The sequence below is a fragment of the Hymenobacter lapidiphilus genome (assembly GCF_013377885.1).
Lineage (GTDB): Bacteria > Bacteroidota > Bacteroidia > Cytophagales > Hymenobacteraceae > Hymenobacter > Hymenobacter lapidiphilus.
In genome coordinates, this window is the sequence record NZ_JABKAU010000006.1 from 111,586 (window position 1) to 134,151 (window position 22,566).

At 58.6% G+C, this 22,566-nt stretch carries 15 protein-coding genes; 5 read left to right on the forward strand and 10 right to left on the reverse strand.

The window, feature by feature from the left end:
- Positions 1-14: 14 nt before the first annotated feature.
- From HW554_RS04840 to HW554_RS04850, 3 genes are all read left to right on the forward strand, one after another.
- Positions 15-1,364, forward strand: coding sequence for a RagB/SusD family nutrient uptake outer membrane protein (locus tag HW554_RS04840; RefSeq protein ID WP_176907324.1), 1,350 nt, complete (start codon positions 15-17; stop codon positions 1,362-1,364).
- Between the two features lie 537 nt (positions 1,365-1,901).
- The gene (locus tag HW554_RS04845) at positions 1,902-5,030 is read left to right on the forward strand and encodes a SusC/RagA family TonB-linked outer membrane protein (protein WP_176907326.1); all 3,129 of its coding nucleotides are present in this window, start codon (positions 1,902-1,904) and stop codon (positions 5,028-5,030) included.
- Between the two features lie 34 nt (positions 5,031-5,064).
- On the forward strand, positions 5,065-6,561 hold the full coding sequence (locus HW554_RS04850) for a SusD/RagB family nutrient-binding outer membrane lipoprotein (RefSeq protein ID WP_176907327.1): 1,497 nt from the start codon (positions 5,065-5,067) through the stop codon (positions 6,559-6,561).
- A gap of 78 nt (positions 6,562-6,639) precedes the next feature.
- Here the strand turns inward: HW554_RS04850 and HW554_RS04855 are convergent, their stop codons facing one another.
- From HW554_RS04855 to lon, 4 genes are all read right to left on the reverse strand, one after another.
- Positions 6,640-7,368, reverse strand: coding sequence for an SDR family NAD(P)-dependent oxidoreductase (locus HW554_RS04855; protein ID WP_176907329.1), 729 nt, complete (start codon positions 7,366-7,368; stop codon positions 6,640-6,642).
- Between the two features lie 155 nt (positions 7,369-7,523).
- Entirely contained in the window at positions 7,524-8,942 is a 1,419-nt protein-coding gene (gene hslU / locus HW554_RS04860) for an ATP-dependent protease ATPase subunit HslU (protein ID WP_176907331.1), read from the reverse strand.
- Between the two features lie 187 nt (positions 8,943-9,129).
- On the reverse strand, positions 9,130-10,182 hold the full coding sequence (porQ, locus tag HW554_RS04865; protein WP_176907333.1) for a type IX secretion system protein PorQ: 1,053 nt from the start codon (positions 10,180-10,182) through the stop codon (positions 9,130-9,132).
- A gap of 216 nt (positions 10,183-10,398) precedes the next feature.
- The gene (gene lon, locus HW554_RS04870; RefSeq protein WP_394354313.1) at positions 10,399-12,855 is read right to left on the reverse strand and encodes an endopeptidase La; all 2,457 of its coding nucleotides are present in this window, start codon (positions 12,853-12,855) and stop codon (positions 10,399-10,401) included.
- A gap of 338 nt (positions 12,856-13,193) precedes the next feature.
- Between lon and HW554_RS04875 the strand changes: the two genes are divergently transcribed.
- On the forward strand, positions 13,194-15,248 hold the full coding sequence (locus HW554_RS04875; protein WP_246285106.1) for an OmpA family protein: 2,055 nt from the start codon (positions 13,194-13,196) through the stop codon (positions 15,246-15,248).
- 229 nt (positions 15,249-15,477) lie between these two features.
- Here the strand turns inward: HW554_RS04875 and HW554_RS04880 are convergent, their stop codons facing one another.
- The 3 genes from HW554_RS04880 to HW554_RS04890 form a co-directional block, all read right to left on the reverse strand.
- A complete protein-coding gene (locus tag HW554_RS04880; RefSeq protein WP_176907336.1) occupies positions 15,478-15,975 on the reverse strand; it encodes a DUF6702 family protein in 498 nt (165 codons plus the stop codon).
- A 184-nt stretch (positions 15,976-16,159) separates the two neighbouring features.
- Positions 16,160-17,506, reverse strand: a complete 1,347-nt coding sequence (gene rseP, locus HW554_RS04885) for an RIP metalloprotease RseP (RefSeq protein ID WP_246285107.1) — start codon at positions 17,504-17,506, stop codon at positions 16,160-16,162.
- Positions 17,507-17,679: 173 nt separating this feature from the next.
- A complete protein-coding gene (locus HW554_RS04890; RefSeq protein WP_176907338.1) occupies positions 17,680-18,858 on the reverse strand; it encodes a 1-deoxy-D-xylulose-5-phosphate reductoisomerase in 1,179 nt (392 codons plus the stop codon).
- A 223-nt stretch (positions 18,859-19,081) separates the two neighbouring features.
- Between HW554_RS04890 and HW554_RS04895 the strand changes: the two genes are divergently transcribed.
- Positions 19,082-19,570 carry a hypothetical protein gene (locus tag HW554_RS04895; protein WP_176907339.1) on the forward strand — a complete coding sequence of 163 codons (489 nt, stop codon included), beginning with the start codon at positions 19,082-19,084 and terminating at the stop codon, positions 19,568-19,570.
- A gap of 96 nt (positions 19,571-19,666) precedes the next feature.
- On the opposite strand, the gene HW554_RS04900 is transcribed toward HW554_RS04895, so the two are convergent.
- The 3 genes from HW554_RS04900 to HW554_RS04910 form a co-directional block, all read right to left on the reverse strand.
- A complete protein-coding gene (locus tag HW554_RS04900) occupies positions 19,667-20,122 on the reverse strand; it encodes a 3-oxoacyl-ACP synthase (RefSeq protein WP_176907341.1) in 456 nt (151 codons plus the stop codon).
- Positions 20,123-20,128: 6 nt separating this feature from the next.
- The gene (locus tag HW554_RS04905) at positions 20,129-20,737 is read right to left on the reverse strand and encodes an SMI1/KNR4 family protein (RefSeq protein WP_176907343.1); all 609 of its coding nucleotides are present in this window, start codon (positions 20,735-20,737) and stop codon (positions 20,129-20,131) included.
- Positions 20,738-20,882: 145 nt separating this feature from the next.
- Positions 20,883-22,469 (reverse strand): M28 family metallopeptidase, encoded by a 1,587-nt coding sequence (locus HW554_RS04910; protein ID WP_176907345.1) that lies wholly within the window; start codon positions 22,467-22,469, stop codon positions 20,883-20,885.
- Between the last annotated feature and the right edge of the window lie 97 nt (positions 22,470-22,566).

The window sequence follows — 22,566 nt, forward strand, 5'->3', positions numbered from 1 at the left end:
TACTTCTTTTGCTCATGCAATTTTCTAAATATTCCGTCCGTCTGACCATGCTGGGCCTACTTGGCCTTGCGACCAGTTGCGAAAAGACCCTGGACCTTAAACCAGCCAACTCACTGCAGGCAGATCAGGTGTTTGTTGATGCTGCTGGTGCCAACGCCGCTACCATCGGTGCCTACGGCGCTTTCACCAGTGCTAACTACTACGGGCTGCGCTACCCGGCATTTGCTGACCTAGCCAGCGACGACGTGGACCACATTGGTACGTTCCCTACTTTCGCGCAGATTGATGGATACAACATCCTGCCCGATAACGTAGACATAACCAATTTGTGGGCTGCGCTCTACGTGGGAGTCAATCGCTCGAACAATGTAATTGCCTACGCTCCGCCCATCACTGCCATTCCGCTGGCTACCCGGCGGCGATTGGTTGCTGAAGCACGGTTCGTCCGCGCCTACAACTACTTCGACCTGACTCGCTTCTGGGGTGCTGTTCCGCTGAGCCTGACGCCTACGACTGCGCCCGACGGCTCGCTTAATCTGGCCCGCACACCGGTTGCCGATGTGTACACACAAATCAAGGCTGACCTTGATTCAGCTGTATTGTACTTGCCAGCCCAGAACACTGGCCGGGCTACGATTTGGTCTGCCCGGGCACTGAAGGCGCGCTTATCCCTATATGAGAAGCAGTGGGCCGAGGCAGAGCGTTTGGCCGACCAGGTTATTGCCAGCCCTCTTTTCGCGTTGCAGCCCTCCTACCGGAGCATCTACGACAACAAAAACACGTCTGAATCAATCTTCGAAGTACAATTCGACATTCAGAACCAGAGCCAGTTTGCCTTCTTCTACTTCCCACAGGCATCGGGTGGCCGGAATGAAATTACGCCAAGCCCGGCACTGCGAGCTGCTTATGAAACCGGGGATACCCGGCGTCCGGCTTCTATCTCCAACGGCACGTTCCTAGTAGCTGGCCGTGCGGTTCCGGCCAACGTAGGCATTAAATACACCGATGCTGGTAACGGCACCGATAACTTCCGCGCCATTCGCCTTGCAGAGATGATTCTGACCAGCGCCGAGGCGAAAGCCCAGCAGGGTAAACTGGCAGAGTCGCTGATCCTGCTCAACCGTATCCGGGTACGGGCCGGTTTGCCTGTACGGGTTGCTCTCGGCCAAGCTGATTTGCTGACGGCTATCTATCAGGAGCGCCGGGTAGAACTGGCAATGGAAGGACACCGTTGGTTTGACCTGATTCGTACGGGCAGGGCCCAGCAGGTATTGGGCGTTCCTGATGCCAACCGTCTGTTGCTGCCTATTCCGCTGCGGGAAACCATCAACAACCCGAATATCAGGCAGAACCCTGGCTACTAGAACAGCTAGAAGCACAGCACAGATTATCTGTCGGACAGCCACTAGACCATTTCTATCTGACTGCTCAATTCTCATTTAAAATGGACCAGTTGGTAGTAGTTTGAAAGCTTGTGGGCGACATAGCAAAAGAGCCTCTTCTTAGTTGAAGAGGCTCTTTTGCTATGTCGCCCACTATGCAAGCGCAGGAGTTATGTTTAAGCAGCCATAGGCAGGTAGTTTGATGATGGAGCTTCACACTACCTGTCAAGTTTTAAGTCCAATAGCTATTGTATATCCACAACAAAATTCATGAATTGCAAAACGACCATATAAGGAAACAAGGCTTATAGGATTATAGACAATGACTTAGCAATTGTCCGCTCTCGTCTGGCACTCTGTCGAAGAACACCACCATTCACTCGAATTTCAGAATTAGTCGCCTGAAAAATGGTTCATTCTCTTTATAACTCCATATATTAGCACCCTCGCAGAAGACAATTCTTCTTAATTCCACCTCACCCAACCCTTCTTCGTACTTTTTTTAATTTTTCATTTTCCATGAAGAAATTTCTATTCTCTGTCTTACCGCTGGTGGCTTTTTCCGCCACGCAGGTAGCAGCACAGACCAGAACAGTTTCAGGTCGGGTTACCGACCGGGGCACCGGCGAAGGCTTGCCAGGAGTTACCGTCCTGCTGAAGGGCTCCAGCAACGGCATTTCAACCAACTCCGATGGTTCGTACACACTGACAGTACCAACTACGGGCGGTACCCTGGTGTTCAGTTCTATCGGTTTCGTTTCCGTAGAGCGGCAAATCGGCACCGACAGCCAGGTTTCCGTAGGCCTTTCGGCCGACTCGAAGCAGCTGAGCGAAGTAGTAGTTACTGCCTTCGGTATCGAGCGAGATAAAAAGGAGTTGACTTATACCGTGCAGGAGGTGCAGGGCGAAAACCTCGTGCAGGCAGGCCAGCCTAACGTTACCAACGCCCTACAGGGTCGAGTAGCGGGTGTTACGGTGCGCTCGTCGAGTGGTATGCCAGGTTCTTCTTCGCAGGTTACCATCCGGGGTAGCCGTTTCTTCAGTGGCCAGAATCAGCCCCTGTACGTAGTAGATGGTTTACCGATTGAAAGCAATTCCGACTTCAGCGGTGGCGTTTCGGGTACCGACGCTTCGAGCCGGGCACTCGACATCAACCCGAATGATATTGAAAACATTTCGGTACTGAAAGGTGCCGCCGCTGCTGCCCTCTACGGCAACCGGGCGGTTAATGGTGTTATCCTCATTACCACCAAGCGGGGCGCCGGTATCGGTAAGCCCGCCCAGGTGAGCTACGCAACCGACTATTCCTTCGATTCTCCTTCGGTACTCCCCGATCTGCAGAGCACTTACGCACAGGGTAGCGGCGGAGCTTTCAATGCTAACACGTCCCTCTCGTGGGGACCACGCCTGACTGCCCTCGACCCAACTGTGCTGGATAAGGGTGGTAAGCCACTGGTACCGGGCAAGGCGTATGACAACGTGAAGCCGCTGTTCCGCACGGGCCACACCATGAACCACAGCCTTTCGTTGGCCGGCAACGGTACGTTTGGCAACTATGCGGTGGGCCTGGGTTATACCAACCAGAGCGGTATTATCCCAACGACGGGAATGCAGCGCTACACGGCCAAAGTAAGCGGCGATTTCAAGGTAACGCCTAAGCTTACTGTTGGTGCTTCGCTCAACTACTCCGACTTGGACATTGACAAGCTGCCGGCCGGCTCAAACCTCTCCAACCCGCTCTTTACTACGTACTACGCCCCGCGCAGCTACGACTTGTGGGGTATCCCGTTCGAGAATCCCAACAACATCTACAACCAGATTCACTATCGGGCAGCAATAGATAACCCGCGCTGGGCGCTGAAGCATAACTACTTCAACGAGAAGACGAACCGCGTGTTCGGCAACGTTAATTCGAGCTACAAGTTCACCGACTTCCTCACGCTCAATTACCGTATCGGCGTCGATCAGTATACGACCCAAGGCAAGGAGGTATATGACCTAGGCTCAGGCTTCACGGGTGGTCGTACCGCTACGCCTTCGGGTGGTCAGGTAAACGACTATTCGGTTATCCAGTCGCAGGTAAACTCCAACGTCAACCTCTCCTTCAACAAGAACCTGACTGAGGATATCAACCTTAATGTGCTGGTTGGTAACGAGTTTTACAACATCACCAACCGTTTCCAAAACATGCTCGGCCAGGGCATCACCATTGGGGGCCTGCGCAACATCGGTTCTACCATTACGCAGACTACTGCCGAAACCCTGAGCCGTACGCGCACGGTAGGTTTCTTCGGCAACCTGATTGCATCGTATAAAGACATGCTGTTCTTGAACAGCTCGCTCCGGCAAGACTACTTCTCCACCTTGGAGCCGGAAAACCGGAAACTGCTGTATCCCTCGGTAGGTTTGGGCTTTGTACTAACGGAGGCATTTAACATCCCACAGAACGTCGTTACCTTCGCCAAGGTGCGCGGCTCCTATGCCGAAGCAGCCCAAGCGCCTGGCCCTTACTCGACCCGCACCATTTTCGCGCGTGGTGGTGCTGACAGCGGCTTCCTCAGCGACGGTATCAACTTCCCCTTCAACGGGCAGGTGGGCCTGAGCCAGAGCGACATCCTGCGGACTCAGGACTTGGAGCCGGTAAACCTGAAAACCTACGAAGTCGGAGCTGATCTGCGTTTCCTCAACAACCGTGTTACGGTTGACTACACGTACTTCACGCAGCGCATTGTTGGTCAGATTTTCTCGGTACCGGCAGCTCCTTCGACCGGCTTTACTCAGCGCTTCATCAACTCGGGCGAGATGAGCTCGACCGGCAATGAAATCGTGCTGGGCGTAACGCCTTTCCAGAGTGCGGAAGGTTTCAACTGGAACCTGACGGCCAACTTCACGCAGTACCGCAACAAAGTGGTTTCGTTGGCTGAAGGCGTTGACAACATTTTCCTGGGCGGCTTCGTCGAGCCGAGTGTTCGGGCGCAGCTCAACAACCTGTATCCCGTGCTCTATGGTACCCGCTTCAAGCGCAACCCCGCCGGAGCCATTGTAGTTGATAGTGATGGCTACCCGATGGCTGATGATGAGCTGGGCGTAATTGGCACCGTGCAGCCGAAGTTTGAGCTGGGCCTAACCAATACTTTCAGTTTCAAGAACCTGAGCCTGCTGGTGCAGGTGGATACGCGCCAGGGTGCCCAAGCTTACGCCGGTAACACCCGCCTGGCCAAGCTCTACGGCATGGATAAGATAACGGAAGACCGCGAGTCGGATTTCGTATTCGACGGTGTAACTGAAACGGTGGATGCAGCTGGCAACGTAAGCTACGCTCCGAATACTACGGTTATCAAGCGCGACCAGGATTACTGGCAGTTCGCGCTGGACGGTATCACCGAGTCGAACATTTACAGCACCGATTTCGTCCGGTTACGCGAAGTTTCGCTGAGCTATAGCTTGCCCCAGTCGCTGGTAACGAAGTCGAAAGTATTCAGTGCCGCTTCGGTGTCGTTAATCGGCCGGAACCTGTTCCTGATTACGGATTACCCCAACTTCGACCCCGAGACCAGCATTGGAGGAGCGGGTAACTTCCAGGGCCTAGAGTACGTGGCATTGCCGCAGCTCCGCTCTTATGGAGCCTCGTTGCGCGTAACCTTCTAGTTTTTCCTTCCTCTGACCTTTGATTTTTGCACATATGAAACGTACTAAAGCTCTTCCTTATCTGATGATGTTGGGCCTGGCCTTCGGGTCGGGAGCCTGCTCGGATGATAAGCTGGATGAAATCAATACCAATCCCAACTCACCCGAGCAAGCTCCGCTCCTGCTGCTTATGCCGCAGGTAACAGTTGGCGCAGCCTTCAGCGTGTCGGGCACCGACCTGGCCTGGTATTCGGCGGTATTTACCGAGATGACGACCGGGGTACACGCCCAGTTCGAGCAGGCCGACAAACGCTCCAATGGTTCGTTCGTGTCGACGGCTACTAGCAATAACTGGAACGACATCTACGCCGGCCAGCTACAGGACCTGGACTACATGATTGCCAAGGGCTCTACCGGAGAAGAAGCCGGGGCCTGGCGCTATGTGGGCATTGCCAAAGTACTGAAGGCCTACAACCTGAGCGTGGCAACCGACCTGTTTGGCCGGGTGCCCTACACTGAGGCGAACAAGCCAAGTGTAACACTCAAGCCCGCTTACGATCCGCAACAGCAGATTTACCAGGGCCTGAATGCACTGCTCGATGATGCCATCCTCGATTTGGCCAAGGAGTCCAACAAAGTGCCCGGCGCGTCCGATTTCTTCTACGCCGGTGATGCTGCCAAGTGGACCAAAGCCGCCTACGCCCTAAAGGCGCGGCTAGCCAACCACCTGAGCAAGCGCGACCCAAACGGCTCGGCCGCCGCCGTGCTGGCAGCTCTGCCAAAAGCTTTTGCCTCGTCAGCTGATAACCTTACCTTCAGCCGGTACGCGGCAACGGCCATTGGTGAGAACCCTTGGTTTCAGGAGGAGAATGACCGGGGTCACTTTGCCGTAAGCACCTCGTTTTATAACCTGCTGCGCAACATCCCAGCCACCGCCGCAACTGATCCTAATCCGGCCGATAACGATCCGCGCATTTCGTTCCTAATCGACCCCGTACGCCGGGTGGTTGGGGGTCCTATTGTAGGTGCACCCAATGGCACGGCTGTCAACGACCAGGGCGGCACTATATACTCACGCGTATCGCGCAACGTGATTAATGCCACGGCTGCACAGCCCATTATCACATTTGCTGAGCTGAAGTTTATTGAAGCTGAAGCTCGTTTGCGAACCGGCGACAGAGCCGGGGCTTATGAGGCCTACGTTACGGGCGTTAATACTGACCTGACGGCTAGAGGTGCCTCAACTTCCGTGAGTACCAGTACCACGGCTGCTTCCCAGGCCTTCCGCGACCGGGTGTTTATGGGTGCTGCGGGCCTGACCCAACAGGCTATCATCCAGCAGAAGTATATTTCGTTGTTCATATATCAGTCGATTGAAGCCTACAACGACTACCGTCGTACTGGCTTCCCGACATTAAGCAACCCAAAGAATTCAGTATTCTTCCCGCGGCGTTTCCCCTACCCGCAAAGCGAAATCGCGACCAACAGCGAGAATGTTCCCAACACCACTATTGCTAATGGTGTTTGGTGGGATGACGGTACGGAAGACTAAGTATCTATCTTTCGGTAGCACAAAAAAAGAGCGGCAGAAAATTCTGCCGCTCTTTTTTTGTGCTTTTCGCGGCACAACTTATTCTAGCTCACTAACCCGCAGCACTACCTCCGACCCCAGATCTGGCTGTTGCAGCCACGCCATAATGCGGCCGGCTACTTCGGCAGGTTGGCGCAACTGGCCCTGCTGGTGGAAATCGGCGAATTTGGCGGCTTCGCTGAAATGATGGGCGTCGGCCGAGCGGATGTGCTCCTGCATGGGGGTATCGAGAATACCAGGCGAGAGGCTGCGGATGCGGACGCCGCTGCCGCGTAACCCCTGCTCGTGCTGGGCCGTGCGGGAGAGAGCATCGAGGGCGGCTTTGGAAGCCGAATAGGCTCCCCAACCATCGACGGGGCGTTGGGCCGCGCCGCTGCTTATGTTGAGGATGGTGCGCGGCAATTCACGACCTTGATAGGCGCTCAGGAAGGTGTTCATCAGCATGGCCGGGGCCAGCAGATTTAGGTCGAACACAAATTCGAAGTGCTCGTTGGGCTGCTCGCCCAGGTAGCCGATTTCGCCCAGCACGGCGGCATTGTTGATGAGGGTGAGGCTGGTGGCATCGGGAAAGCGCGAAAACACCTTGTGCAGGTTGTGCTGCACGGCCGCCAGATCCGAGAGGTCGAGGGGCTGGTGCTGGTACCGTTCGTGCTGAATGGTCGCGTGGCGGCAGATACCGATAACGGAGGTATCGGGCTGGGCAAGGGCGGCTTCGGCCAGTGCCCGGCCCAGGCCCCGGCTGGCCCCGGTGATAAGGTAGTAGTGCATGAGGTGAAATAGTGAGAGGGTAAAATAGTGAGTGCCGTTCAGCGCACCCAGTCTCCGCGGTAGTTACGCAGGGACCGAGGGTGACGTTGAACGGCACTCATCATTTCAGTAGCAAAGCACCTGAACGGCATTCGCCCTATTACCTCATCACTTCATCACAAAATATACTGGCTCAGGTCGCGGTTACGGACCATGTCGGTCAGGCGCTCCTCAACCAAGGCACGGTCGATGAGGATGCGGGCGTTGGCTCCGATTTTATCGGGTACGTCGAAGAGGATGTCGTTGAGCAGGCGGCTCATGACGGTATGCAGGCGGCGGGCCCCGATGTTTTCCACTTCGCTGTTCACTTCGAAGGCAATTTCGGCCAGACGCTCCAGGGCTGCATCTTCAAAAGTCAGCTCTACGTCCTCAGCCTTTAAAAGCGCCTCGTATTGCTTGGTAAGAGCATTTTTAGGGTCCTTAAGAATCTGGTAGAAGTCGCCCTTGGTCAGGCTTTGCAGCTCAACGCGGATGGGGAAGCGGCCCTGCAGCTCGGGGATGAGGTCGGAGGGCTTGGCCACGTGGAAAGCGCCGGCAGCTATGAAGAGGATGTGGTCGGTGTTCACGATGCCGTACTTGGTGCTCACGGCCGAACCCTCCACGATGGGCAGCAGGTCGCGCTGTACGCCTTCGCGGCTTACGTCGGGGCCGCCGCCGCCTTTGCTGCTCTTGCTGGCTACTTTGTCGATTTCGTCGATGAAGATGATGCCGGAGTTTTCGGCGTGGCGCACGGCCTCGTCCTTCACCTCGTCCATGTCGATGAGCTTGGCGGCTTCCTCGTCGAGCAGCAGCTTGCGGGCTTCGGCCACGGTTACCTTGCGCTTGCGGGTTTTCTTGGGCATCATCGAGCCCAGCATATCCTGGATGCCGGCCATGCTGGCCTCGTCCATGCCGCCGGGCGCGCCACCCATTACACTGATGCCGCCACCGCCCTGCTGCACCTGAATCTCAATTTTACGGTCATCCAGCTCACCGTTGCGAATTTTCTCGCGGAATCGTTCGCGGGTACGCTCATTGAGCTCGTGGTCCGAGTCGGGCATGTCGCCCGAGGTTGGGGTAGTGGGGAAGCCCAGCGCCGGCTTGGTGCCCGCACCGGGCGCGCCGGTTACGGGCGGAATCAGGATGTCGAGGATGGCCTCTTCTACCAGCTCGGCAGCCCGGGCTTTCACCTCCTCCTTGCGGCGGGTTTTCACCATGTTCACCGACTGCTCCACCAGGTCGCGCACCATGCTCTCCACATCGCGCCCCACGTAGCCGACTTCGGTGAACTTAGAGGCTTCCACTTTCACGAAGGGCGAACCGGAAATACCGGCCAGCCGACGGGCAATTTCGGTTTTACCCACGCCGGTCGAGCCAATCATGAGGATGTTGTTGGGCACGATTTCGTCGCGCATTTCGGGGGCAGCGCGCAGGCGGCGCCAGCGGTTACGCAGGGCAATGGCCACGTGGCGCTTGGCCTCGTGCTGGCCGATGATATACTTGTCGAGTTCGACCACAATCTGGGCCGGGGTCAGAAATTCCGAGGATTCAAGCATGTAATAAGGTACTGTTTGGAGGAAGGGCTGATATAGTAATTCGTCATCCTGAGCATTCCGCGAGTTGAGCGGCGACGAGGATCCTTGTCACAACAGAGCCTTGGGGCATCTTCAGCATCATACAGGTTCTTCGTCGCCGCTCAACTCGCGGAATGCTCAGGATGCCGTTGTAGACAACAGCCAACTATTAAGGCTGTTTCTTGAACAGCGAATCGAGGTTACGAGAAACGGTGAAGTAGTTGGCACCGCCCGAGGCGTGGTAGCCAGCGTGGGTATAGTCGAGCTGAAACTGGCTGATGCGCAACATGACGCCAAATGAGAAGCCGGCCCCGCCCGCAGTGTTATCCAGCCGCAGCTCGCGGCGCTGGAGGTGGTTATAGCCGACGCGTACGTTCAGGTTTTTGCTGAGCAGTAGTTCGCCACCCACTGCAAAATGCCGCGCAATCTTGTCGCCCAGGCTCTTTTCCGGCTTTACTTCGTTGCCATTCTCGTCGATCTGACCGCGCTGGCTGGGGTCGAGGTAAACGATATCGAGCTGCTGGAGGTGATGGGCCGTGAGGGAAAACCGGAACGGCAGGTACTCGGGCTTGATGGATGCGCCCAGTTGCACATCAAATGGCATCGGCTCCCGGTCGGCACCATCGTAGGCCTTTAGCTGCACGCCGGCGTTACGTACCACCAGGCCCACCGTGAAATCGGCGGTGGGGTGCTTGAACAGGCCCCCCACATCAGCCAGGGCGGCGTACGAGTGGTTGCCGGCAATGCCCGAGCCGGCCAGCTTGAGCGTGCCACCCAGCGTGAACACGCCTGAGGTATAGGAATCGGAGAGACTCAGGGCGTACTCGTTCACTGTAAACCGGCCCAGCGAATTACCGGCCGGGTCGAACTGCTCGAAGTCGCCGTAGTTGAGGTAGGTTAACCCTACTCCTATCCGGCCGGCTTTGGCCGTGTTGAACACGTACACTGCGGTGCTCTGCTTGATGTCGGCCAGATAATCGACAAAACCCAGAGCCAGCCGGCCATCCATATCAGCATTTAGCAAGGCCGGGTTGGCGTAAAGCATGGTGCCATCGGCATCGCGCGACGAGGTATTGACGCCGCCCAGGCCGGCCAACTTGGCGCTGGTAGGCAGGTTCAGAAACGAGAAGGCCCGCTGCCCCCCAATCTGGGCGCGCGCCGTGCCCAGCGTAAGGCCCGAAACGGCAAAAACAACGGCGGTGCGGCGTAGGAGTTGGTTCATCAACGGTAAGATAAAGCAGTTCCCGGACAGGACGTTGCGGCGGCCGGATTTATTGTGCGGCGTGAGTAACTCAATGTTGGAAGAACGTCATGCTGAGCTTGCCGAAGCATCTCTACCGCTTCATTACCATCCACAGGAATTACCATTGCGGTACAGATGCTTCGACTTCACATCCGGCTGCGCTCAGCATGACGTTCTTTTACAATGCTGCTCCCCCTACTGCACTTCCACGCTCGGGCCTAACGGCGCGGGCGCTTCGTCGCGCACTACCAGCTTCATCGGGTGTGCCACCTGCTCATCCAGCAACGCCACGCGCAGCACGTCATCCACGCGGTCGGCGTAGTGAATGGTGAGGCCCTGGAGGTAATGAGGGGCTATTTCGTCGATGTCTTTGCAGTTTTTGGGGCAGAGGATAATGTCCTTGATGCCGGCGCGGCGGGCGGCCAGGATTTTCTCCTTGATGCCGCCCACCGGCAGCACCTTGCCGCGCAGGGTTATTTCGCCCGTCATGGCCAGGTGGCTGCGGATTTTGCGCTGGGTGAACACCGAGGCAATGCTAGTGAAGATGGCAATGCCGGCGCTGGGGCCGTCTTTGGGCACCGCGCCTTCGGGGAAGTGAATGTGCAGGTCGTACTGATCGAAGAGGCGGTAGTCGATGCCCAGCTCGTCGGCGCGGCTGCGCAGGTAGCTGAGCGCCGTTACGGCCGATTCCTTCATCACGTCGCCGAGCTGGCCCGAGAGCGTGAGTTTGCCCCGGCCCCGGCTCAGCAGGCTTTCAATAAACAGAATATCGCCGCCCACGCTGGTCCAGGCCAGGCCGGTTACTACGCCGGCCGTTTCGTTGTCCTGGTACTGGTCGCGGTCGAAAATAGGCGCGCCCAGGATGCGCTTCACATCGGCCGGCTGCAGGGTGGCAGGGTAGCTTTCGTCCATGGCCTTGCTCTTGGCTACGTTGCGCACCAGCCCGCCGAGCTTGCGCTCCAGGCTGCGCACGCCGCTTTCGCGGGTGTAGTCGTCAATCACGCGCTGTAGGGCGGCGGTGCTCACGGCGGCGTCTTTAGGGCCGAGGCCGTGCTCTTCGAGCAGCTTAGGCCAGAGGTGCTTTTTGGCAATCTGGCTTTTCTCCTCCAGCGTGTAGCCCGTCAGATCAATAATTTCCATCCGGTCGCGCAGGGCGGGCTGAATGGTGTCGAGCGAGTTGGCGGTGGCAATGAACAGCACCCGGCTCAGGTCGTATTCCACCTCCAGGTAATTGTCGGTGAAGGTCGAGTTCTGCTCGGGGTCAAGCACTTCGAGCAGCGCCGAGCTGGGGTCGCCGCGGAAATCGGAGGCCAGCTTGTCGATTTCATCGAGCACGATAACGGGGTTGGCGGCGCCGGCCTTTTTAATCTGGGCGATAATGCGGCCAGGCATGGCCCCAACGTAGGTCTTGCGGTGCCCCCGGATTTCGGCCTCGTCGCGCACGCCGCCTAAGCTCAGGCGGGCATACTTGCGGCCCAGCGCCTTGGCAATGGATTTGCCGAGGCTGGTTTTACCCACACCGGGAGGACCGTAGAGGCACAAAATCGGCGCTTTCAGGTCGTTCTTCAGCTTGAGCACTGCGAGGTACTCGATGATGCGCGCCTTCACCTTTTCCATGCCGTAATGGTCCTGGTCGAGGATGCGCTGGGTGCGTTTCAGGTTGAAGTTGTCCTTGGTGTATTCGCCCCAGGGCAAATCGAGCAGGTACTCGACGTAGTTGACGCTGATGGGGTACTCGGCGGCCTGGGGGTTGAGGCGGCTGAGCTTATCGAGCTCCTTCTCGAAGTGCTTGGCCACGGCCGCGGGCCACTTTTTGCCCTTGGCCCGCTGGCGCAGCTTGTCGGCGTCCTGCTCGGGGCCATCGAAGCCCAACTCATCCTGCAGCACTTTTATCTGCTGGCGCAGGAAGTAGTCGCGCTGCTGCTGGTCGATGTCGGTATGGACTTTAGTGTGGATTTCGCGCTTGATTTCCAGGTGCTGGATTTCCTTCAGCATCAGCTCCAGCAGCTTGGTGCCGCGCTCCACGCCGTCGTTGGTTTCGAGCAGCTGCTGCTTCACGCTCACCTCCACGTTGAGGTTGGACGACAGAAAGTGCGTCAGGAAGGCTGGCGACTCGATATTATCCAGGGCTACCTGGGCCTCCTGTGGGATTTCGGGGTTGAGCTTGAGCATACGCGACGCCGCCTCCTTGAGCGACGACACCAGCGCCTTGAGGCTGCGGGAGCTTTTGCCCGGGAAGGCCTCTGGCGCGTAGCTGACGCGGGCCGTGAGGTAGGGCATGGTCTGTACTTCCTCCTCAATGCGGAAGCGCGACTGGCCCTGGATGATGATAGTGGTGTTGCCATCGGGCAGCACCAGCATCTTCAGAATGCGGGCCAACGTGCCCACCTGGTACATATCAGCCAGCATCGGGTCGTCCGACTCGCCATTTTTCTGGGCTACTACCCCTATCAGCTTGTTGCCCTTGTAGGCCTTGCGCACCAGCCGAATGCTCTTTTTGCGCGTTACCGTCACCGGCAGCACTACGCCCGGAAACAGCACCGTGTTGCGCACTGGCAGCAGCGGCAGCACCTGCGGCTGCTCGCCGGGAGCCATTGGCTGGTCGGGGTCGGCGGCCACAATAGATACCATTTCGGTGGAGTCGTCGGTCATCAGCAGTAACGAGGATAAAGAAGGGGTAGGCGGGATGGAATAGCTCATGCGAGGCGAAAAGACGGGCAAAAAAGAAGCCGAGGTGCCACAATGACAGGCCAGGGCCCCAGACTAGTGCTCCTTTACGGCGGAGCGACACCGCAGGTACAGGCCCGGCAAGCGCCGTGCCACGGCCAGCCTTTGCCACATCGGCAGGGAGATGCCGGGGGCGTTGAAACTCGGAGGATGCAGAACTGATGATATTCTTCAAATCTTCGCTCTCGGTTGGCAAACAACCACATCAAAATTTTCCTATTTTTGACGCCGGCCCGCTGCTTACTGCTGGTGCCGCGCTGATTATGCTTCGATTCGTCATTTTACTATTCGTCGGCGGGATGCTGCTGGGCTTCGGAGCGGCAGTGCCGGCAAGTGGTCAGCAGAAAGCTCCGACCTATGCCCAGCGGCCCCTGTCGGCCAAAGTTATCCGCCAGCTGCGGGCCCGGCCCGATGCCACGCCGCTGTTTCCGAACGTAAACCGACTAGCGTATTTCCGCGACAAAAAAGACCTGCGTGCTATTCAACAGGCCGAAAAGCGCAAGAACTGGCCGGCGGCCCGCAACCTGCTCGAAACCTATGTGGGCCAGTTTGGCACCGAGAACTTCTACCGCGACACGCAGCTGCTGTGGCGGCTGGGCCAACTCTGGGACAAGGCCGGCGACGAGCAGCGGGCCCGCGCCTACTTCCGGCTCGCCCTCAAGCACCGCCGCCAGAGCCTGACCAAGGTGCAGCAGTACTACGACTCGCTCGAACAGAAGGAAACGGAACTGTACGTACCCCTCAAAAAGTACTACGAACTGGTAGAGTACCGCAAGAGCATTGCCACGTTCCGGCCGCCCAAGGGCGTGTACACCAGCATGGGCGACGCCATCAACTCGAAAAAGGAGGACTACGGCCCCACGCTCAACACCGACGCCAACCTACTTTATTTCACCTCGAAGCGCAAAACCCGCGGCCGCCTGCAGGAGGTTTCCGATGAGGATATCTACCAGTCGCGCCGCGAAAATGGCCTCTGGACCGAAGCCGAAGCCCTGCCCAAACCCATCAACTCGGCCTACAACGAGGGTTCGGCCTGCATCAGCAAGGATGGCAAAACGCTGTACTTCGCCCGCTGCGAGTGCCCCACCTGCCAGGGCAACTGCGACCTGTATGAGGCCACGTTTGAGAACGGCAAATGGAGCATGCCCAAAAGCCTGGGACCTAACGTAAACTCGCCGGCCTGGGACTCGCAGCCGACCCTTTCGCCGGGCGAAGACACGCTGTACTTCGCCTCCGACCGGCTCGGCGGCTTCGGGCTCTCGGACATCTGGTTTACGGTGAAGAACAAGGCCGGGCAGTGGCTGCCGGCCCAGAACATGGGGCCGGTTGTAAACACCCGCGAGAGTGAGGTGAGCCCGTTTTACCACCCGCTTTACCACGTGCTGTATTTCAGCTCGCGGGGGCAGCTGCTCAACTTCGGCGACTTCGACATCTACAAAACATACCGCACGCGCGGCCGCTGGCAGGAGCCCATCAACATCGGGCCGCTGGTGAACGGCAAGGGCTCGGAGTACTACTTCACCATCGACGCCGACTCAAAGGACCTCTACTACGCCCGCTCCGAGCAGGCCGACATGAAGAACCTGGACCTCTACTCCTTCCCGCTGCCGATGGAGGCCCAACCCACCGCCACCACGCACATCGAGGGCTCGCTCATCGACTCGGTGAGCCGCAAGCCGCTCAACGGCTTGGTCAGCATTATCGACACCGACAACGGGATTGAGGTGGCAAGCAAGTACCTGCGCGACGACGGCTCCTTCGATTTCGACCTCATGGAAGGCTCGCACTACGTGATGCTGATTCAGAGCCCCGACTTTTTCAGCGTCGAAAAAAGCTTTGCGCTGAAGAATGACACGGTATTTCAGCTCATGACCAACGCCATCGACTACCAGCTGCCGATGGTGTTCCAGAACATCGAGTTCGACCAGGACAAGGCCAACATTCGGCCGACCATGTATCCTACCCTCGACCGGATTACCACTTTCCTCGTCGACCACCCCACGTTCCGGCTCAACATTGCGGGCCACACCGACAGCCGCGGCGACATCGACTTCAACCTGAAACTGTCGCAGGACCGCGCCGAGGCTATCCGCCGCTATATCGAGCAGAAAGGCAAGCTGCCGCCCAACCGTGTGGAGAGCATGGGCTACGGCAGCGAAAAACCCCTCAAAGAGGAGAAAACCCGCGAAGATGCCCGCACCAACCGCCGCGTGGAATTCCGCGTCATCAAGCCGGCCGGCGACGAGCAGTTCAAGGCCGACCCCGCCCCGACCGGCAAGCCCGATCCCAAACCAGCTAGCGGGGATGACGGGTGGTAGCGGTGGGGATAGTGAACGTAAAGGAGTAAGTAGGTTATCATCCTGACGAAGGAAGGACCTTATTACGTTAGCACGGTCCTAGTAACGACTCGTTCAGACGAAGCTGTTGGGAAGTGCCGGGAATGAATTAGAACGTCATGCTTCATCTGGCGTCCGCGAAGTCGAAGCATGACGTTCTGGTTGATTCCGGGTGCTTTCTAAACAGCTTCAGTTCCTCCCCATTCACCTCCTACCACTTCAGTTCCTGCTCCTCGTTGCCGCTGCGGAAAAGGAAGCTTTCCTTCTGCTTGCCCGCGGTGAGATTGACGAGGTTCATCTGGTCGGGAAAGATGGTAAGCAGCAGCCCCTGACGAAGCGTGACGCTGGTGGCAGTAGCCGGCAGCGGGGCCGTGAAGAACAGCCAGTGCGAATCGGTTTCCTTTTGCAGGCCTACCAACGTAAGCGGCAGCGGCCGGCCGGGCTGGGTGCTAAGCTGCACCTCCCGCCGCAGCAGGTTCAGCAGCAGCGGGTCGAGTTGGGTGCGGGAGAGCCGGCCGATGGTATAGGGTGCAGGCTGGCCTTGCGAAATTGCGTTTTCCAGGTCGTCGGTAAAAACTTTGAGGGCTATTTCGAGCCGCTGCTTCTCGGGATTGAAGCGCACCTCCATCAGGCTGGCGTGGTAGGTATGGGCCCACGCCGCAAGGCTAACCAAGAGCAGAAGCGGCAGGATTCGGAGGAGTTTGGGCATTATTGACAAGAAGAGTTTTCTGCAGAGGAGCGCAGAAGTTTGGCAGAGGTGCGCAGAACTGTTCAGAACGACTCCGCTCCTTTCTAAGGGAACCTCTGCGCCTCTCTGCGGGAAAGATACAGCGCAAGAAAAAGCCGTGCCACCCCAACGAGCAGCACGGCTTTTTCAGTCCACTAATTCAAGCTTAGTCTCCGAAGGCCTTAATGAGCGGGTTGATGATGAGCGTAAAGGCCATCAAACCCAGGATAATCATCATGCCTACTTTCTGGGCATTTTCCATGAAGGCGTCGGACGGCTTGCGGCCGGCCACCATTTCGTAGAGCAGAAACACCACGTGGCCACCGTCGAGGGCCGGGATGGGCAGCAGGTTCATGAAGGCCAGCACCATCGAGAGCAGGCCCGTCAGCGTCCAGAACCGGAGCCAGTCCCAGGTGCCGCCGTACTGCTGAGCAATTTCAATCGGCCCACCTACCGACTTCCGGAAAGAAGCTTCGCCGCGGAAAATCTTACCGAACGCCTTCATCTGAGTCGTTACCACGCCGAACGCCTGCTTGGTGCCCACCGGAATAGCTTCCAGCAGCCCATAGTCGCGGGTTTCGAACTTAAGCAGCGACTTGGGCAGGAAACCAATTTTGCCGTCGTCGTCAACGTTCACGTTCAGGGCTACGGGCTGGCCGGCGCGCTCCACGCGCACCGCCACCGGCTTGCCAGCCTGGTCTTTCAGGGCCTTTTGCAGCTCGGGGAAGAAACGGATGGACGCGCTGCCTACGGTCAGAATACGGTCCTGGGGTAGCAGGCCAGCCTTGGCGGCCGGGCTGCCAGGCACTACCTGGTCGACTACGAACGGGTCGAGCGGCTGCACGAAGCGCTGCTCGCCCTCGTCGGCAAGGCGGTCCATGAAGTCGATGGGAACGGGCACATCTACCAGCTGGCCGGCACGGTCGACGGTGTAGTAGGCGCTGGAGCCCAGAATCACGTCGGGGCTGTACACGTCGCTGAAATCGTCGAAGGGACGGCCGTTAATTTTCACGATTTTGTCGCCTTCACGGAAGCCCATTTCCTGGCCCAGCTCGCTTGGCACAATGCCATAGCGCACCTCCGAGGCCGGCAAATAGCTCTGGCCGTAGCTGAAGGTGAGCAGTGTGAAGATGACGATGCCGGTTAGCACGTTCATGATGATACCGCCCAGCATCACAATCAGGCGCTGCCAGGCCGGCTTCGAGCGGAACTCGTCGGGGGCCGGCTCGGCGGCCAGGCTCTCGGCATCCTGGGTTTCGTCGATCATGCCATGAATGGCCACGTAGCCGCCCAGAGGGAACCAGCCCAGGCCATATTCCGTCTCGCCGATTTTCTTTTTGAACAGGGCGAAATTCATCACCCCGGGCAGCGGAAACAGGAAATCGAAGAAGATGTAAAACTTATCGACCCGGATTTTAAAGTATTTGGCGGCCGCAAAGTGTCCGAACTCGTGCAGGCCCACCAGGAGCGAAAGGCCCAGCAGCAGGTTGCCGGCCATGATTAATCCTTCCAAAAGAGCGGGGTAATTTAGTTGGGTGATGAGGTGATTTCGGTGCTGGGGTGGAGCGTCTAAAAGGACATTGTCATGCTGAGCGAAGCCGAAGCATGACGTTCTTTATTTACTCTCCTTGCAATCCAACAAACAACGCGCCGCGGCCCGTGGTTCGCCGGATTCCGGCCAGCCTGTCAGGCGCGCACGGTACCGAGCAGTTCGGCGGCCACGCGGCGCGTTTCCTGGTCGGTGGCTACGTAGTCGGCGAGGGTTGGAGCGGCAAGGTACGAAACCCGCGCGAGGCTGGTTTCTACCACGTCCGACATCTGCAGGAAGCCGATTTCGTCGCGCAGGAAAGCGGCCACGGCTATTTCGTTGGCCGCGTTGAGGATGCAGGGCGCGTTGCCACCCCGGCGCATGGCCTCAAAAGCCAACCCGAGGTTGCGGAACGCGGTGGTATCGGCAGCCTCAAACGTCAGTTGCGGGTAGTCGAGGAAGCTGAAGCGCGGGAATTCGTTGGGCAGCCGCTGCGGATAGCCCAGCGCGTACTGAATGGGCAGCTTCATGTCGGGCAACCCGAGCTGCGCCTTTAGTGAGCCATCTTCGAACTGCACCAGCGAGTGGATAATGCTCTGCGGATGCACAATGACCTCCACCTGCTCGTTGCTGAGGCCGAACAGCCACTTGGCTTCAATCACTTCGAGACCCTTATTCATGAGGGAGGCCGAGTCGATGGTGATTTTGGCGCCCATATCCCAGTTGGGGTGCTTGAGGGCCTGAGCGCGGGTAACCTGGGCCAGCTGCGCCCGGGTGCGGCCCCGGAACGGTCCGCCCGAGGCCGTGAGGATGATTTTCTCAATTGGGTTCTGCTGCTCCCCTACCAGGCACTGGAAAATGGCCGAGTGCTCCGAATCGACGGGCAGCAGCTTTACGCCGTGTTGGCGCACCAACTCGGTTATCAGCTGACCGGCTACTACCAGGGTTTCTTTGTTGGCCAGGGCAATGTCGTGGCCGGCTTTAATGGCGGCCACCGTGGGCAGCAGCCCGGCGTAGCCCACCATGGCCGTCAGCACCACATCGGTGTCGAGCCGGCCGGCCACCTCGACCAAGGCATCGGCGCCGGCCAGCACTTCGGTTTCGGGCTGATTGGCCAGGGCGTCGCGCACCTGGGCGTATTTGCTTTCGTCGCCGATAACTACAGCAGCGGGCCGGAACTCGCGGGCCTGGGCCACCAGCAAATCGGCATTCGATTGGGCCGAGAGGGCCGACACGACGAAGCGGCCCGGCTGGGCGCGGAGCACGTCGAGGGCCTGGGTGCCGATGGAGCCGGTGGAGCCGAGCAGGGCAACGCGCTTAGGGGTTTCGAGGGACATAGAACGGAATTGGGTTCGGGCAGCCTGATTGTCATCCTGAGCGGAGCGAAGGACCTGGTAAGGAGGTAACATTCTTGATTGGCTTCTTACCAAGTCCTTCGCTCCACTCAGGATGACAAACAAGTACAGCAAAAATACAGCTTCCGGCGGCTTGAGCGTTGTCATTCTAACCCCGCCAGCCCAAAAGCCCGTATTTTGAGCTTCCACCAGCTTCCACCATCCCGTGAGCATCCCTGCCCCCGCCGCCTCCGATTCTGCCGCCTTCGATAAAGCCCGCACCGGCCTCTGGACCAGCCTACAGAAGCACTTGACCTCCATCTACGCCGCCGAAACCGATTACCGCGCTGCTACCCGCTTCACCGAAACATTTCCGTTCCCGGCCTCAGCCGCCACGCCCCAGCAGCTGCTCGACTACCAGCACCAACGCGCCGTACTGCGCGACCTGTTCGTGGACGAAACTTCTCAGCTCGATACGCTGGTAAAGGCCATCCGCACCAAAGGCTACGCCGAAGACGATAAGAAGCTGCTGCTACTCATGCTACTGGGCTACTTCGACCTGGCCGAAACCGTTTTTGCCCTGCTCGACACCCAGCGCCCCAGCCAGCTGGAGCCCGACGAGGAACTGGACGAAGCTCGTGGCCGCTTCGAGCGCATCCGCAACTTCATCCGCCTCAATATCCGCGGCATTGCCGGCCTGCTGAAAGGGATATAATAAGCTAACTGTCATGCAGAGCGAAGCGAAGAATCTCGCGTGCCGACGTATTGCAACGACTGCACGCGAGATTCTTCGCTTCGCTCTGCATGACGGTTAGCTAACAGCTGAAATCTGTACTGATTTCCCGTTGAACAGCACCGAGTCGCCGGGGCGCCTGCCGGCCAGCGCGGCCGCTACCGGCGCGGCGGCCGATACGGCGAAATAGTCGGTGCCATCCAGTGGTAGTTTGCCGGCGCTGATTCCTAGGTAGAACCAGCCCATGGAGGTGTTGACCAGCGCACCGGGGCGCACCGCGTCGCAGGGCAGGTCGGGGTTGATGCGCTGAATTTCGGCCAGCAGCTGGCGGGCTTGCTGGAGCTGCACCAGGTTCCGATCCCGCTCATTCTGGGCCATGGCACGGCCAGTTTCATACTTGTCGCCGGCGCTGCTCTTGGTTTCGGAATTGGCCGATTCCTGGGCCGCGTTGATGGCCGTTTGGATGGTGGCTAGGCGGTCCTGCACGTAGGCCAGGCACAGGGCATGGAGGCGGGGTTTGGTAGTAAGGAGCATAGCTGATTATTCGGCTTTAAGCGCCTGATAGCCTACCAAGGTAGCCTGCATTAGCTCTGTGAACGAGCGGTACCTGTTTGCACCAGGAATCCAGCTGGCAAAGTGCCAGGCCTCCCACTCTCCTTCATGCTGCACCGCCGGGTTCAGGGCCAAAAAACCAGCATCTCCCCAGTCAGAAATCATCAACAGTTCCCGGAAGTATTCCCCTCTAACCTGCTCTCCCGCTTGCTCTTCGCCATACTGGAAGTACTCCTCATCCGATACACTCGGGGTCTGCTTGCTTCCTTTTTCCCATAGTTCTACAACATCCCTGTTGGTGTTCACCAACCAGTCAACTTTCTGACAAGGCTGTAAATCCCAGATAAAGTAGTCGAGTGGACCGAAGCCGTTCGATGTTTGCAAAAAGGTGCGATACGACGGCGGAAGTTGAGTTGCCAGACGCTGTTCCAAGGCTGCCAACTCAACTTCCGTGGCCCCCGGCTCGCCCAGCCACCCGGCTTGACGGTGAGCTGGGGTCAGCGTTTCAGCCAGATTACCCTCCAGAAAGTCTGCATCGGTTAAAATTTCTTTGCTGATTTGCCGAAGTAGGTCGGGCCAGTTAGCTTGTGCAGACATGTAAGGATAGCAGGAGGAGTTGGTAAGCAAAGAAAGTTACTATGGCGACTGTTTGCGGCAGGTAAGAAGCTGAAGAATTACTTCAAAAAAAAGCCGACCCTTGGGAGCCGGCTTTTCTCTTTGACTGTCATCGCCCACAACTAGCCTACAGCTGGCCTGTGGTTTTCACGACCGGCAACGCTTTGCGGGGCAGCTTCTGGTCGCGCATGGCGGCCTGGTACACGAACGAGGCCACTACCACGGCGGCCTGCTGGAGGTCAGCGGCGGGTAGGCGCTCGTAGGTGTCCATGTTGGTGTGGTGGGTGCGGGTGCCGTAGTCGAGCGGGTCCTGGATGAACTGGAAGCCCGGCAGGCCCACCGCGTCAAAGGCCAGGTGGTCGGTGCCGCCGGTGTTGCGCAGCGTTACGGTGGTAGCGCCCAAATCGGCGAAGGGCTTCAGCCAATCGGCGAAGATGGGCGCGGCGGCCTCGTTGCCCTGGGCGTAAATGCCGCGGATTTTACCGGCGCCGTTGTCGAGGTTGAAGTAGGCGGCCAGCTTCTCGTGGTCGGGCAGCAGCTTCATGGTGGCGGGGTCGGCGAAGTGGTTTTTCACGTAGCCCCGCGAGCCAAACAGGCCCTGCTCCTCCTCGCCCCACAGCGCAATGCGGATGGTGCGGCGCGGCTGCACGCCGGCGGCTTTCAGCAGGCGCATGGCCTCCATCATCACGGCCACGCCGGCGGCGTTGTCGGTAGCGCCGGTGGCGGCGTGCCACGAGTCGATGTGGGCGCCGAGCATCACTACTTCACTTTTGAGCTTGCGGTCGGTACCGGCAATTTCGGCCACCACGTTGTAGCCCTGCAGGTCTTTATCCTGAAAGTGAGTGCGGGTTTCCATCTCCACTTCTACTGGCAGGCCGGCTTCGGCAAGACGAATGAGGCGCAGCAGATCCTCGGGGGCCATTTCTATTTCGGGCAGCGCGGGCTTGGCATCGGCGGCGTACGGCGCACCGTTAGAAGTGAAGAACGTGCCGTCGGAGCCCCCGCGGGAACTCAGGATGGCGGCAGCACCTTCGGCCTGTACCATATCGAGCAGTTTGGCACGCAGGGCAGCCTGGGCCCGGCGGTTTTTCAGCTGCTCCTCGGCCTTGAGGTCGGCGGGCTTGGGCGTGGCGGTGGGGGCTTCCAGCTTGAACTCGGCCATTCTCTGCAGCGCCTCATCGGTATGGCGGCGCGCATCGGGCTCGAAAGACGGCTTGGGCGGGTTGGCTACATCGAGCAGCACGATTTTGTCACGCAGCTGGCCTTTGTACTTGTCGAGGTCGGCTTCGGAAGCGGCTTTTACCACCATCACCCGCTTTTTGAGCGCGCCGTTGGTGCCGGGCGTCCAGGCCTTGGGCGCGCCGATGAGAGCATGATAGTAGGGGGCCGTCATGGCCAGGTACGACTTATCGATGTTCCAGCCGCGGCCGAAGGTGCCCCAAGGCTCGATGCTGGCGTTGGTCATGCCCCAGTCGGCGAGTTGCTTGCGGCTCCACTCGTTGGCGCGGGCCAGGCCGTCGGAGCCGGCCAGGCGCGGGCCGCTCACGTCGGTCAGGTAGAAGGCTGTTTCCATCACTTTGGAGCGGTTCAGGCCTTCATCTTTGATTTTGGCGAGTACGGCCGGGTCGGCCTTGGTGCCGCCCGACTGGGCAAGCGCGGGTGCGGAAACGGCCAGCGAGCCGGCCAGCACGAGGAAACGGAACGTGTGCAGCATAGGTGAGGGTAAAAGAGTGAGGAAGCAGCCCAAAAACTCCGAAACTGCCCGGCGGTTGCATCGGATCCGACGGGCGGCCCGTAGCTTGGCCTTTACT